General features: G+C 63.6%; 13 protein-coding genes. 9 read left to right on the top strand and 4 right to left on the bottom strand.

What is annotated here, in order from left to right; translation table 11 throughout:
• Positions 1 to 44: 44 nt before the first annotated feature.
• Genes HGQ17_RS10510 through tmk form a run of 3 tightly spaced genes read right to left on the bottom strand, consistent with a single transcriptional unit; the run spans position 45 to position 3655 of the window.
• Positions 45 to 1718 (bottom strand): alpha/beta hydrolase, encoded by a 1674-nt coding sequence (locus tag HGQ17_RS10510; protein ID WP_168887893.1) that lies wholly within the window; start codon positions 1716 to 1718, stop codon positions 45 to 47.
• 60 nt (positions 1719 to 1778) lie between these two features.
• Positions 1779 to 2984, bottom strand: a complete 1206-nt coding sequence (locus HGQ17_RS10505; RefSeq protein ID WP_168887892.1) for a DNA polymerase III subunit delta' — start codon at positions 2982 to 2984, stop codon at positions 1779 to 1781.
• Entirely contained in the window at positions 2981 to 3655 is a 675-nt protein-coding gene (gene tmk / locus HGQ17_RS10500) for a dTMP kinase (protein ID WP_168887891.1), read from the bottom strand. Before tmk ends, HGQ17_RS10505 begins: the two co-directional genes overlap by 4 nt.
• Before the next feature lie 74 nt (positions 3656 to 3729).
• On the opposite strand from tmk, the gene HGQ17_RS10495 reads away from it, so the two are divergent.
• From HGQ17_RS10495 to HGQ17_RS15355, 4 genes are read left to right on the top strand one after another with little or no spacing between them, the layout of a single operon-like run.
• The gene (locus HGQ17_RS10495; protein ID WP_168887890.1) at positions 3730 to 4008 is read left to right on the top strand and encodes a DUF2516 family protein; all 279 of its coding nucleotides are present in this window, start codon (positions 3730 to 3732) and stop codon (positions 4006 to 4008) included.
• A 42-nt stretch (positions 4009 to 4050) separates the two neighbouring features.
• Entirely contained in the window at positions 4051 to 4797 is a 747-nt protein-coding gene (locus HGQ17_RS10490) for a phosphoglyceromutase (RefSeq protein ID WP_168887889.1), read from the top strand.
• Positions 4798 to 4807: 10 nt separating this feature from the next.
• Positions 4808 to 5035 carry a VOC family protein gene (locus tag HGQ17_RS15360; protein ID WP_229503470.1) on the top strand — a complete coding sequence of 76 codons (228 nt, stop codon included), beginning with the start codon at positions 4808 to 4810 and terminating at the stop codon, positions 5033 to 5035.
• Positions 5036 to 5054: 19 nt separating this feature from the next.
• Positions 5055 to 5258, top strand: a complete 204-nt coding sequence (locus tag HGQ17_RS15355; protein ID WP_324615253.1) for a VOC family protein — start codon at positions 5055 to 5057, stop codon at positions 5256 to 5258.
• A 13-nt stretch (positions 5259 to 5271) separates the two neighbouring features.
• Here the strand turns inward: HGQ17_RS15355 and phoU are convergent, their stop codons facing one another.
• Positions 5272 to 5928 carry a phosphate signaling complex protein PhoU gene (gene phoU, locus HGQ17_RS10480; protein WP_168887888.1) on the bottom strand — a complete coding sequence of 219 codons (657 nt, stop codon included), beginning with the start codon at positions 5926 to 5928 and terminating at the stop codon, positions 5272 to 5274.
• Positions 5929 to 6076: 148 nt separating this feature from the next.
• Between phoU and HGQ17_RS10475 the strand changes: the two genes are divergently transcribed.
• The 5 genes from HGQ17_RS10475 (at position 6077) to HGQ17_RS10455 (ending at position 13516) form a co-directional block, all read left to right on the top strand.
• The gene (locus HGQ17_RS10475; protein WP_229503469.1) at positions 6077 to 7336 is read left to right on the top strand and encodes a sensor histidine kinase; all 1260 of its coding nucleotides are present in this window, start codon (positions 6077 to 6079) and stop codon (positions 7334 to 7336) included.
• A complete protein-coding gene (locus HGQ17_RS10470; protein WP_168887887.1) occupies positions 7333 to 8013 on the top strand; it encodes a response regulator in 681 nt (226 codons plus the stop codon). Before HGQ17_RS10475 ends, HGQ17_RS10470 begins: the two co-directional genes overlap by 4 nt.
• Positions 8014 to 8117: 104 nt before the next feature.
• Positions 8118 to 9746, top strand: a complete 1629-nt coding sequence (gene purH / locus HGQ17_RS10465; RefSeq protein ID WP_168887886.1) for a bifunctional phosphoribosylaminoimidazolecarboxamide formyltransferase/IMP cyclohydrolase — start codon at positions 8118 to 8120, stop codon at positions 9744 to 9746.
• A gap of 152 nt (positions 9747 to 9898) precedes the next feature.
• Entirely contained in the window at positions 9899 to 11233 is a 1335-nt protein-coding gene (mgtE, locus tag HGQ17_RS10460) for a magnesium transporter (protein WP_168887885.1), read from the top strand.
• A 63-nt stretch (positions 11234 to 11296) separates the two neighbouring features.
• Positions 11297 to 13516 (top strand): NADP-dependent isocitrate dehydrogenase, encoded by a 2220-nt coding sequence (locus HGQ17_RS10455; protein ID WP_168887884.1) that lies wholly within the window; start codon positions 11297 to 11299, stop codon positions 13514 to 13516.
• The last annotated feature ends 281 nt before the right edge of the window (positions 13517 to 13797 follow it).

Here is a 13797-nt window from a genome sequence, read left to right as displayed (position 1 = left end):
CCCGGCGTCGCCTATGCGCTACTTGATCGGCGCGATCTGGGGCCTCAGCAGTCCTGCCGGCCCTCGAAGAGCTCACCATTGATCATGTAGTCATCGACGTGCTCAATCACGCAGTCCTCACCGGGCCGGTAGGAGATGTGACCTTCGCCGTCGAGGACCAGCAGGGAGGAGTTCGGCAGCAGCTCGTGGATGTGCTCAGCCCACTCCACCGGGGTGGCTGCATCCTGGGTTCCGCCCAGCAGCAGCATCTCGGGGAGGTCAGCACTGGGTTCCCAGGGCTCACCCTGAGGCTCAGCGGGAAGCTGTGCGCAGAAGTCAGTGGAACCGATCATATAAGGCTCCAGCAAATTGGTCTCCTGCACTCCCAGGTGGCCTGCACCTGATTCCTCCTCCAGGGGGTAGTCCAGGCACATGATGGTCTGGAATGGCCAGGTGGTGATGAAGTCGTAGCTGCCATCTTCCTCACGGCCGTGCTGCAGGTCAGCAACGGTCTGGAAGAGCTCGGGGTCGCCGTCTTCGATCCATTCGGTCAGCCCCTGGAGCAGGATCTGCTGTCCGCCGTCGAGGTACATGGTGGTGGTGATTCCGGTGACCACTGTGGTGACGGTGATATGCCGGCCGTCGCTGGCCTCCAGGTAGGGCTCGTTCTCGATCTCGGTGAGCAGATCGGAGATCCCGCTGAAGACATCGGAGGCATCACCGGGGATGGGGCACTCCTCTGTCTCCTCAGCGCACCACTCGGCGAATTCGTGGAGCTGACGTTCGAAGCCGTTGATCTGATCCTCAGAGATTCCGGTCCGGGGAAGGGTTACATCCATCACGGCATCGAGGGTGAAGCGCCCGACCCGTTCGGGGAAGAGCTCACCGTAGGCCAGTCCCAGCTTGGTGCCGTAGGACATGCCGAAGTAGTGCAGCTGCTCCTGATCCAGTGCTGAGCGGAGGATATCCATATCCCGAGCTGCGGAGATCGTGTCGGCGTGTTCGAGGATCTCACCGCTGCGCTCGATGCACAGATCCATGATGGCGGACTCAGTGCTGAGATCCTCGGTGAGTTCTGCCTCCAGGGGCTCATCCCATGTCTCGTCCCCGGTCATCTGGTTCCAGATGTCGTATTCCTCATCGGTCATGCACTCCACCGGAGCAGAGCGATCCACCCCTCGGGGGTCGAATCCGACGATGTTATAGGCATCGCGCAGCTCGGAGCTGAAGAGGAAGTTCAGCTGTTCGGCGACCATGTCATATCCGGAAGAGCCGGGCCCGCCGGGGTTGATCAGCATGAACGGGAGATCCTCATCCAAGGAGTCTGAGACGAAGGTAATCTCGATGGTCTCACCATCGGGCTGGTCATAGTCCAGCGGGACCTCTACGCTGCCGCAGTGCCGGGAACCCTCACATTCCTCCCACTGGATCTCCTGGTCGTAGAAGGCATCCAGCCCCTCCAGCGGTTCAGCAGGGAAATGCTCCGGGGGCTGGTGGTCGGCAAAGGCCTCGTCGTCCACCTCGTCTTCGACGTCGGCGGCTTCCTCGTCCGGCGAGGAGTCCTCCTCGGTGCCTTCGGCATCGGCCTCGGCCGTGGCTCCCTCATCGGTGGGGTCCTCATCACTGCCGCCCTCTGATGCGCAGCCGCTGAGCAGTAGGGCCAAGGCGGCGGCTCCGGCTACTGCCCGGGGGCCCCAGGATGAGCTGCTGGGGTTCTTGCTCATCAGTTCAGCGTTCATGCACTCTGCTCCACAGTCCGTATTTCGTCTCGGTCGGGGTATCGGGTCTTCGGTACGGGTTCAGTCGCTGCGCCGGCTCCGGGGGATCAGCGCCATCATCAGAGCCTCCACTGCCAGCTGCGGAGGCACATTCTGGGTGATCCGCAGGCGGGCGGTGTTCAGGGCATCCAGGCAGCCTAATGCCTGCTCGGGGGAGAGTCGCTCAGCCAGCTCGGCGAGGTCCCCACGTAGGTGCTCATTGATCAGATCAGTGCCGGTGTCCAGTTTGATGCTCAACACATCCCGGTAGACGGCGGTGAGATCGATCAGGGTCCGGTCCAGGGAATCGGTGACGGCCCGCTTGGCGCGGCGGGTGGATTCGTCCTCCAGGCGTTTGAACTGGCTGCGCAGCTTCGGCGGGACCTTCTCCTCAGGCTCCAGTCCCAGGGACCGGCGCAGGGCTGCCTGCTCCTGTTCCAGACGGCTGCTGGACTCCGCCTCTGCCTCAGCCTGGGCCATGCTGACCAGCTCGGAGGCAGCCAGCACAGCCTGGGATGCCGAACGCAGTTTCAGCGGAAGGGCAACAGCCTGCTCCCGACGTTCCCGGGCCTCAGCACTGGCGGCCAGGCGCCGGGCGACGCCGATGTGGTTCTGCGAAACCCGGGCGGCGAACTCCGCCTGCTGCTGATTGAGCCCGTCGCGGCTGACCAGCAGTTGGGTCACTGCCTCCGTGGGCGGGATGCGAAGACTGATATGCCGGCAGCGGGACCGGATGGTGACCAGCACATCGGCTGGGGAGGGAGCACACAGCACCCAGACGGTCTGTGGCGGTGGCTCCTCAATGGATTTCAACAGCACATTGGTGGCCCGCTCGGTCATCCGGTCGGCATCCTCGACGACGATCACTCGCCACCGGTGGCCTTGGGGGCGGTCCTGAGCGGTGGTGATCAGTTCCCGGACGTCCTCGATGCGATAGCTGACATTTTCGGTGGAGACCATGCTGATGGCCGGATGGCCGCCGCTGAGGGCCAGCTGACAGGACCGGCATTCACCACATCCTGGTCCATCGGAAGTGTTCTCCCCGGAGATGTAACCGGTGCAGTTCAATGCTGCGGCGAATGCCCGTGCCGCATTGGAACGGCCAGAACCGGGTGGTCCGGTAAACAGCCAGGCATGAGTCGGGGTCCCAGAGGAGGCGGCCCGTTTCAATTGGCCGATGGCATGATCCTGACCGACCAGTTCAGCGAAGACACCGGTGGCGGGGGCAATGGGGGCGCTCGTGTTCATCCTGCCACCTCCTCGGAGTCCAGAAGCGGGGCCAGTCGCTCGGTAATCCGGCGGTGGATCTGCTCGGGGGTTTCGGTGGCGTCCAGGACCAGGTAACGCTCGGGGGCGGCGGCTGCTCGGTCAAGGAACGCCTGGCGCAAGGTGGTGTGGAATTCGAGATCGGCAGATTCGATCCGGTCACCGGCTGCTCCGGCATCTCTGGCGGCCCGGCGTTGAGCCGAGAGCGCAGGGTCTACATCCAATAAGACCGTGAGATCCGGCTTCAGGCCTTCGGTGGCCCAGTCATTGATCTCGGCAACACCTTCGACCCCGAGGCCGCGGCCTGCTCCCTGATAGGCCAGGGATGAGTCCACATACCGGTCGCAGAGGACCACTGTGCCCGAGGCCAGGGCGGGGCTGATCTTCTGGGTGACATGTGCTGCCCGGGAGGCGGCAAAAAGTAGGGCTTCGGTGCGGGGGTCCACCTCGCCCTGATCATGTTCGAGGACCAGAGCACGGATGCGCTCGCCGATCTCAGTGCCCCCGGGTTCCCGGGTGCTGATCACCTCATGGCCGGTCTGAGTGAACCATTCGCCCAGCAGTTTCAGCTGGGTAGTCTTGCCTGCCCCTTCACCACCTTCGAGCACTATAAAAAGTCCGCGATGCGACTGCTGGTGGTCTTTGTGGCTCACAGACCCCAGCCTATCGTTAGGATGGAACCATCATGACGTGGTTTGTTGAAGCTCCCGGTCGCCCCATTTGGTCTGTGGCGCTCACTATTGAGTCCCTGCTCTGGTTGATCCTCTCTTGGGCCTGCCTGATCCTGGCCGTGGTGGCCCTGTTGAAATGCATGACCAGAAACAGCGATCTCTTCTTCGCCCGGGGCAAGCGGACCAAACAGTTTTGGCTCGGGATGACCGGTGGCGCCTGCGCGCTGTGCGTCCTCGGCTTCTTCCCCACCCCCTTCAGTCTTCTGATGCCGCTGGCCGGTGCCTGTATGGCCGCGGTGTACCTCGCCGATGTGGACCCCGAAGTCCGCGCCTGATTCCACCTACCCCTGCACATTGACGAACGGAGATCCCCGCAGATGGCATACGATCTGATCCTGCTGCGCCACGGCCAGAGCGACTGGAACCAGAAGAACCTCTTCACCGGATGGGTGGATGTGCAGTTGACCGAGGCCGGCCGGGCCGAGGCCGCCCGCGGCGGTGAGCTGCTGGTGGAGAACAATCTGCTGCCTGATGTTGTGCACACCTCCCTGCTGCAGCGGGCCATCACCACCGCCCATCTCGCCCTGGAGACTGCCGACCGGCTGTGGATCGAGGTCAAGCGGGACTGGCGGCTGAACGAGCGTCACTACGGTGCCCTGCAGGGGAAGAACAAGACTGAGATCCGTGAGGAGTACGGCGAGGAGCAGTTCATGACCTGGCGCCGTTCCTATGACACCCCGCCACCGGAGATCAACGACGACGACCCCTACAGCCAGGCCGGGGATCCCCGGTACGCCGACCTTGGCGATGCTGCGCCGAAGACCGAATGCCTCAAAGACGTCGTCGAACGTTTCATCCCCTACTACGAGACCGAAGTGATCGGGGACCTCAAGGCTGGCAAGACGGTGCTGCTGGCCGCCCACGGCAACTCCCTGCGAGCCCTGGTGAAGTACCTCGACGGGATCAGTGATGAGGATATCGCCGGGCTGAACATCCCCACCGGTATCCCGCTGCACTACCGGTTGGATGAGAATTTCAAGCCCACCAACCCCGGTGGCACCTACCTGGATCCGGAGGCCGCAAAGGAAGCCATCCAGGCTGTGGCCAACCAGGGCAAGAAATAAGCAGAACTGAATGAGGCTGCATCACGTCCAGATCTCCATGCCCAAAGGGCAGGAGGCTGATGCACGCCGATTCTATGCCGAGGGCCTCGGGCTCCGTGAGGTGGAGAAGCCCACGGAGCTCGCCGGCCGCGGCGGATGCTGGTTCCGTTCCTACGAGGATTCCGGTGCGATCAGCGCTGAGCTCCACCTAGGCGTGGAGGAGGGGTTCACCCTACCGCAACGTTGGGTGCGTACATGAAGGTTGTTCCGTCCTAGGCGTGGAGGAGGGGTTCACCCTACCGCAACGGGCGCATCCGGCTTTGGTAGTGGCCAGTGTTGCCGAGCTCGAACGGCTCGGCCAGCAGCTGATGGACACCGGGTTCGAGGTGGACTGGACCGAACGGCACACCTTTACCGGGTATGAGCGGTTCCACTGCCGGGATCCCTTCGGCAACCGACTGGAAGTGATGACCCCGGCGTAGTCAACCGCGGTCCTCAGGCGGTGGGCTTGGTTTCCCACTCACCGGTGACCAGGTACTGGACCTTATGGGCCACGGAGACGCCGTGGTCACCGAAACGCTCGAAGAAGCGGCTGGCCAGGGTGGCATCGGCAGTCGAGGCGGGGGAGGCATCCCAGTCAGGCTTGGCGATGGTGATGAAGACACCGGCATGGAGCTCATCAATCTGCTCATTGAGCGCGACGATCTCATCGACCAGGTCCAGCTGCCGGGTCACCAGCAGCTCCACGAGCTTTTTGGCGATGCTGTGGCACTTCTCCGCCATCTCGCGGTAGACGGTCACAAGAGCCGTGGGGGAGACGGTATCGGGGTAGCGCAGCCGCGTCAGCTGGGCGATATGCCGGGCAAGGTCACCCATCCGCTCCAGGGAGGTGGACATCCGCAGCGCACCGACGACCAGACGCAGATCAGCGGCGACCGGACCCTGGAGAGCCAGGAGTTCAATCGCCTTCTCATCCAGGTCAACCTGCTTCGCGTCGATCCGCTGATCGGCAGCAATAACCTCCTCAGCCAGCTGCACATCTGCGGTCTCGAAGGAGCGGTAGGCCTTATCCATGGCCTCGGCGACGAGGACTGCGATATCCGCGAGCTGGTCGCCCAGATTCAGCAGATCCTCCTGGAAGAGTTTGCGCATAGCTTGTCTTGTTTCCTTTCCTCACGCAGGTGCAACGGCAATCATCCCTGGTCAGAATGAACATGGCAGCGGATAACAGGGAAACCTCAGGTGAACACCGCGTGAACTGTTGACCCCGGGCCTACGGATCGGCAACGAGCGGGTGAACATGACCTCTAAGCTAGAGACTGTGGACTCGACTCTGCTGATCGCGATGCTCGCCGGCGTCGTCGGCCTCGCTCTCGGCGTGGTCGGCATGCACGCCTTCCGTGTCAGCGAACGCCAACGCGCCGCCGGAATCGACGTCGACGAACCCACCATGCCCGAAGGGGCGACCGAAGTTCTGGCCTCCCTGGGCCTGGCCTATATCGTGGTCGACACTGTCGATGGGGTCGTGCGGGCAAACCCCGCCGCCTACGCCTTCGGTCTGGTCCGCGGCCATACGGTGGTCCACCAGGAAGTCCTGAACCTCACCTCCCGGGTCCGCGGGGACGGGGTGATCATCGAAGAGCAGCTGGAACTCCCACGTGGCCTGCAGGGAGAGACCTCCATTGTGGTCAACCTCCGGGTCGCGCCCCTGGGGGATGAATATATCCTGGTGCTGGCCGATGACCGCACAGAGGTCTCCCGCACTGAGGCGGTCCGCAATGACTTCGTGGCCAATGTCTCCCATGAGCTGAAAACCCCGGTGGGCGCCATCAGCCTGCTGGCCGAGACCATTGAAGACGCCGCCGAGGATGAGGATGCGGTGCGCCGGTTCTCCCAGCGGCTGCACAAAGAGTCCAACCGGCTGGCTGCCCTGGTTCAGGACATCATCGAACTCTCCAGGGTCCAGGGCAAGAACGTGGTCCACGCCGGAGTGCCGGTGGACCTCAACAAAGTCATCAGCGAAGCCATGGACCGCTCCCGACTGCCTGCCGAGGCCAAGAACATTGAACTGCGCCTGGGCGGGAAGCTGCCGCGTCGGGTCCACGGCGACTTCGACCAGCTGACCATGGCCTTCCGCAACCTAATCGACAATGCGGTGCGCTACTCCCCGGAGGACACCCGCGTCGGCATCGGGCTTTCCTCCCGCGATGGCATCGCCCAGGTCACCATCACCGACCAGGGCATTGGTATCTCCCCGGAGGATAAGGAAAGAATCTTCGAGCGCTTCTACCGGGTCGATGCCGCCCGCTCGCGCCAGACCGGAGGCACCGGGCTGGGACTGAGCATCGTCAAACACGTCATCGGCAACCACGGTGGTGAGGTGGCACTCTGGTCGCAGCAGGGCAAGGGATCGACCTTCACCGTGCGGCTGCCCGAGCTGGAAGAGGGACTCAATGACCTCACCGGCCTCGGCACCGAGGGCCGCGAGGTCGCAGAAACATTGCAACTTAAGGAACAATCCGCTGGGGCACCCCAGTCAACTGCAGGAGGAAATGCGTGACCAGGATTCTCATCGTCGAAGACGAGGCCTCGTTCTCCGAGGCGCTCTCCTACACCTTGCAGAAGGAGGGGTATGACGTCGTCGTCGCAGAGGATGGCACAGAGGCCGTGGAAGTCTTCGATAAGGAAGGTGCGGATCTGGTGCTGCTGGACCTCATGCTCCCCGGCCAGCCCGGAACGGAGGTCTGCCGCCAAATCCGGCTGCGCTCGCAGGTGCCGGTGATCATGCTCACTGCCAAGGACTCCGAGATCGATAAGGTCGTCGGCCTGGAACTGGGGGCTGACGACTACGTCACCAAGCCCTACTCCTCCCGGGAGCTGCTGGCACGGGTGCGGGCAGTGCTGCGCCGGCATGTCGACACGGAGTTCGACGATTCCTCCACGATCGTGGCCGGTCCGGTGCGGATGGACATCGAACGGCATATCGTCGAAGTCGCCGGCCGCAGTGTGAACCTGCCGCTGAAGGAGTTCGAGCTGCTGGAGATCCTCATCCGCAACGCCGGACGTGTGCTGACCCGCGGGCAGATCATCGACCGGGTCTGGGGCTCCGACTATGTCGGCGACACCAAAACCCTCGATGTACACGTCAAACGGCTGCGCTCGAAGATCGAGGCTGATCCCGCCAAACCTCGGCTGCTGGTCACTGTCCGAGGACTGGGCTACAAGTTCGACGCGTAGTCTCCGGCGCATGCCGACAAATTCGAGGCCTGAGGAGTCGCCTGCTGGGCCGGTAGACTAATGCGCGGTCTGAAACCGGAGATGACAAACAAGGGAGACGCCTTATGAGCCATGCAGAAACCCAGCCCATCAAACGAGCTCTGATCTCCGTTTTCGACAAGACTGGGCTGACTGAACTGGCCCAGGGTCTTCACAAAGCCGGTGTCGAGATTGTCTCCACCGGCTCCACCGCCGCTCGGATCACCGAGGCCGGCGTGCCGGTCACCGCGGTGGAAGAGGTCACCGGATTCCCTGAGATGCTCGACGGCCGGGTCAAGACTCTGCATCCGCGGATCCACGGCGGCATTCTCGCCGACCGGTCCAACCCGCAGCACACCTCCACCCTGGAGGAGCACGGCATCGCCGCCTTCGACCTCGTGGTCGCCAATCTCTATCCCTTCGCCGACACTGTCGCCTCCGGCGCCTCTGAGGCCGAGATCATCGAGAAGATCGACATCGGCGGTCCCGCCATGGTCCGCGCCGCGGCCAAGAACCATGCCAGTGTGGCCGTCGTCGTCGACCCCCTGCGCTATGACCAGACCGTCACCGCCGCCCAGGGGGAGGGTTTCAGCCTCGGTGAGCGCAAGCGTCTGGCCGCCCTGGCCTTCGCCCATACCGCCGCCTATGACACTGCGGTGGCCCGCTGGACCTCAACAGAGTTCGACGCCGACCTCGACGCCTCTTCGCTGCCGGCACCTGCAGAGATACGCTCCAGCCGGGTCCAGTTCCCGCCCTACGCCGGACTGGCCCTGGAGCGGGCTGCGACCCTGCGCTACGGAGAGAACTCCCACCAGCCTGCTGCCCTCTACACTGACGACTCCGGTGCCCCCGGGCTGGCCCAGGCCACTGTGCTGCACGGCAAGGAGATGAGCTACAACAACTACGTCGACGCCGATGCCGCCGTGCGCACCGCCTATGACTTCACCGAACCGGCAGTGGCGATTATCAAACACGCCAACCCCTGCGGTGTGGCTGTCGCGGAGGATATCGCCACCGCCCACCAGGCCGCCCACGCCTGCGACCCCCTCTCGGCATTCGGCGGGGTGATCGCCGCCAACCGTGAGGTCAGCGCTGAGATGGCCCAGACTGTCTCCGAGATCTTCACCGAGGTCGTCGTCGCACCTGCCTTCTCCGATGAGGCACGCGAGATTCTGACCAAGAAGAAGAACATCCGGCTGATCCAGCTGGCCGAGGGCCACGCCCGCGAACAGGTGGAGTACAAGCAGATCTCCGGCGGCATGCTGCTGCAGGAATCCGATGCGCTCACCGCCGAGGGCGATGATCCCAAGAACTGGAAACTGGCCGCCGGTGAAGCCGCCGATGAGGCCCAGCTGGCTGATCTGGTCTTCGCCTGGCGCGCGGTGCGCTCGGTGAAGTCCAATGCCATCCTGCTGGCCAAGGACCAGGCCACCACAGGCATCGGTATGGGGCAGGTCAATCGGCTGGACTCCTGCCGGCTGGCCGTGCAGCGGGCCAATACCCTCGCCGGTGAAGGCGTCGAACGAGCTCGGGGTTCAGTAGCAGCCTCGGACGCCTTCTTCCCCTTCGCCGACGGGCTGCAGTCGCTGATCGCCGCCGGGGTCACCGCAGTGGTTCAACCCGGGGGATCCCAGCGGGACTCCGAGGTCATCGCCGCAGCTGAGGAGGCAGGTCTGACCATGTACCTCACCGGCGCCCGGCACTTCTACCACTGAAATTTTGGATACTCTAAAGCTATGACCGCATCACCCACGGACCGATCTAGTATCTAGCCCCTGGGCACAGCCGCCTCCATGGTCGCGGTGCCCGCCGGGGCGCGCCGTGACCAATGAAGCAGAATAAACCCTGACGAAGGGGGTGGCGTTCGGTGACCGAACAACTAGACGAACTGGCAGACCTCATCCGCGATGAGAAACTGCGCGATCTGCGGATCGCCATGGATGAGCTCAACGACGGCGATATCGTCGACTTTCTGGAACGGCTCGGGGTCAAAGACCGTGCGGTGACCTTCCGCCTGCTGCCCAAGGACACTGCAGTCGAAGTCTTCGACATGCTGGACCAGTCCCTGCAGCACGAGATCATCGAAGGACTCAAAGACGGCGACGTCGCCCATTTCTTCGAATCCCTGGACCCCGATGACCGGGTCCGCCTGATGGACGAGATGCCCGCCTCGGTGGCGCGGAAGATGCTGCGCCACCTGGATCCACGGGAGCGGTCCCTGACCAATATCGTCCTGGGCTACCCCTCCGGGACCATCGGACGTGAGATGAGCCCGGAGTTCGTGGCCGTGCCTGAGCACTGGAGCGTGGGACAGGCCATGGAGAAGGTCCGCCGGGCCGGAGTGGATGCCGAAACCATCTACACCCTGCCGGTGGTCGACCGTCAGCGCCTGCTCAAAGGTGTGGTCTCCCTGCGTGATCTCATCACCACCGACGACGACGTCATCGTCGAATCCCTGATGAGCGAGGCCGATTCAGTGGATGCAGACCACGACGCCGAGGACGCCGCCCGCCGCTGCGCTGACCGTAAGCATCTGGCCATGCCGGTCACCGATAAGGAACACCGTGTGGTCGGGATCTTCACCGTCGACGACGCCCTAGACATCATCGAACGGGCCGAATCCGAGGATGCTGCCCGCCATGGTGGTGCCGAGCCGCTGAACCGGCCGTATCTGTCCACCCCTGTGCTGCAGATTATGCGTTCGCGTATCGTCTGGCTGCTGGTGCTGGCCGTCGGCGCCGCCCTGACCGTCTCGGTGCTCGATGCCTTCGAGGACCAGCTGGAGGCAGTCACCGCTCTGGCCCTGTTCGTGCCGCTGCTGATCGGTACCGGCGGTAATACCGGCAACCAGGCAGCCACCACCATTACCCGCGCCCTGGCGCTGGGTGATGTGGCCAGTAGAGATGTGTTCAAAGTGCTCTGGCGAGAGGTCCGGGTGGGCATCACCCTGGGCTCGACACTGGGTGCACTCGGTTTCCTGATCGCAGGCCTGGCCTATGACTGGGAAATCGGGACAGTGATCGGCCTGACCCTGGTGGCCATCTGTACCCTGGCCGCCTCGGCCGGCGGTCTGATGCCGCTGCTGGGCAAGGCCCTCGGCGCGGACCCCGCAGTCTTCGCCAACCCGTTCATCGCCACCTTCGTAGACGCCACCGGACTCATCGTCTACTTCCTCATCGCCATGTCGGTGCTGGGGATTTGAATGCTTGATAGATTGAGTCTCAGTTAGCTGTACCAATCATGACCTCGAGGGAGTCACTGCCCTATGGCAAAAATCATTTACACGAATACCGACGAAGCGCCCATGCTGGCCACCTTCTCGCTCAAGCCCATCGTCGAGGCTTTCGCCTCCCCCGCCGGCGTTAAGATCGAGACCCGGGACATCTCCCTGGCCGGGCGCATCGTCGCTCAGTTCCCCGACTACGTCGGTGAGGACAAGGCCGAGTCCGATGCTCTGGCCGAGCTGGGTGAACTGGCCAAGACTCCCGAGGCCAATATCATCAAGCTGCCGAACATTTCTGCCTCGGTGCCGCAGCTGAAGGCCGCCGTGGCTGAACTGCAGGCCGCCGGCTACAAACTGCCCGACTACCCCGAATCCCCGCAGACCGATGAAGAGAAGGACATCCGCGCCCGCTACGACAAGGTCAAGGGCTCCGCGGTCAACCCCGTGCTGCGCGAGGGCAACTCCGACCGCCGCGCACCGGAGTCCATCAAGTCCTATGTCCGCTCCAACCCCCACCGCATGGGGGAGTGGAGTGCAGACTCCAAGACTGAGGTCGCCACGATGGGCGAGCGCGACTTCGCCTCCAATGAGCAGTCGGTGACCATCGAGTCCGAGGACACCCTGACCATCCAGCATGTGGCAGCCGATGGCGCTGTCACCCCGCTGAAGGAGGGGCTGAAGGTCCAGGCCGGTGAGGTCGTCGACGGCACCTTCATGTCCGCCAAAGCACTGGACGCATTCCTGACCGAGCAGGTTAGCCGCGCCAAGGAGAAGGATGTGCTCTTCTCCGCTCACCTCAAGGCCACCATGATGAAGGTCTCCGACCCCATCATCTTCGGTCACATCGTCAAGGCATTCTTCCCGACCCTGTTCGAGAAGTTCGGCGACCAGCTGGCCGAGGCCGGCCTCTCCGCCAACGACGGCCTGGCCTCCATCCTCACCGGTGCCGAGAAGCTGGGCGCGACCGGTGAAGCCATCAAGGCCGAGTACAAGAAGGCCCTGGAGGACGGCCCCCGGATGTCCATGGTCGATGACCGCAAGGGCATCACCAACCTGCATGTGCCCTCCGATGTGATCGTCGATGCCTCTATGCCGGCGATGATCCGTAACGGCGGCAAGCTCTGGGGCCCCACCGGCGACACCGACGACACCCTGGCCGTCATCCCCGACTCCAGCTACGCCGGGGTCTACCAGGCCGTGATCGACGACTGCAAGGCCAACGGTGCCTACGACCCGACCACCATGGGCACCGTGCCCAATGTGGGGCTGATGGCTCAGAAGGCTGAGGAGTACGGCTCCCACGACAAGACCTTCGAGATCGAGACTCCCGGCACCGTCCAGGTGCTGAACTCCGCCGGTGAGGTGCTCATCTCCCACGAGGTGGAGCCCGGCGATATCTGGCGCGCCTGCCAGACCAAGGACGCCCCGATCCGCGACTGGGTCAAGCTGGCCGTCAACCGGGCCCGGGAGACCGGCTGGCCGGCAGTGTTCTGGCTGGACGAGAACCGCGCCCATGACGCCAACCTCATCGCCAAGGTCAAGACCTACCTCGCCGAGCACGACACCGACGGGCTGACCCTGGAGATCCTCAACCCCGTGGAGGCCACCAAGTACTCCGTGGACCGGATCCGTCGCGGTGAGAACACCATCAGCGTCACCGGCAATGTGCTGCGCGACTACCTCACCGACCTCTTCCCGATCCTGGAACTGGGCACCTCCGCCAAGATGCTCTCCATCGTTCCGCTGATGGCAGGCGGCGGCCTCTTCGAGACCGGTGCCGGTGGCTCCGCGCCCAAGCACGTGCAGCAGCTGACCGAGGAGAACTACCTGCGCTGGGACTCCCTGGGTGAGTTCTTCGCACTGGTGCCCTCCCTGCAGAAGTACGCCGAGCAGGCCTCCGCCCCCAAGGCGAAGGTCCTGGCTGCAGCCCTTGACAAGGCAACTGCCACCTTCCTGATGGAGAACCGCAGCCCCGGACGCAAGCTGGGCACTATCGACAACCGCGGCAGCCACTTCTACCTCGCCCAGTACTGGGCTCAGGAACTGGCCAAGCAGGACGACGACGCCGAACTCGCCTCAGTCTTCAAGCCCGTGGCAGAGGCCATGGTGGCCAAGGAGGAGCAGATCGTCTCCGAGCTCACCGAGGTGCAGGGCAGCCCCGCTGATATCGGCGGCTACTACCGCCCCGATGAGCAGAAGGCCTTCAAGGTCATGCGTCCCTCCGCAACCCTGAACGAAATTGTGGACTCCCTGGCAGGCTGATCGCCAGGTAGCCACAAAGCGCCGGGAGGACCCCCGTCACAACGGGTGGATCCTCCCGGCGCTTTCGCGTTAACAATAAAAACTGCTGGTCACAGCCAGTAGAACGCTCCAGTCGCCCGGTGAGCGCAGAACACCGGCACCCAGCAGCAGCTTTGCGCTGGGCCAGATGAATCAGTTCACCACCGGTTCATCATTGCGCAAGGGCTGCTCCACCTTCTGTTGCTTCTATCGTCAGGGAATCCCCAGCACCTTATGAGGTACATCAGAAGTGGAAGGAATCA

The sequence above is a fragment of the Nesterenkonia sedimenti genome, assembly GCF_012641515.1.
In the GTDB taxonomy this organism is placed as follows: Bacteria; Actinomycetota; Actinomycetes; order Actinomycetales; family Micrococcaceae; genus Nesterenkonia; species Nesterenkonia sedimenti.
This window is presented reverse-complemented; position numbering and strand designations above follow the sequence as displayed.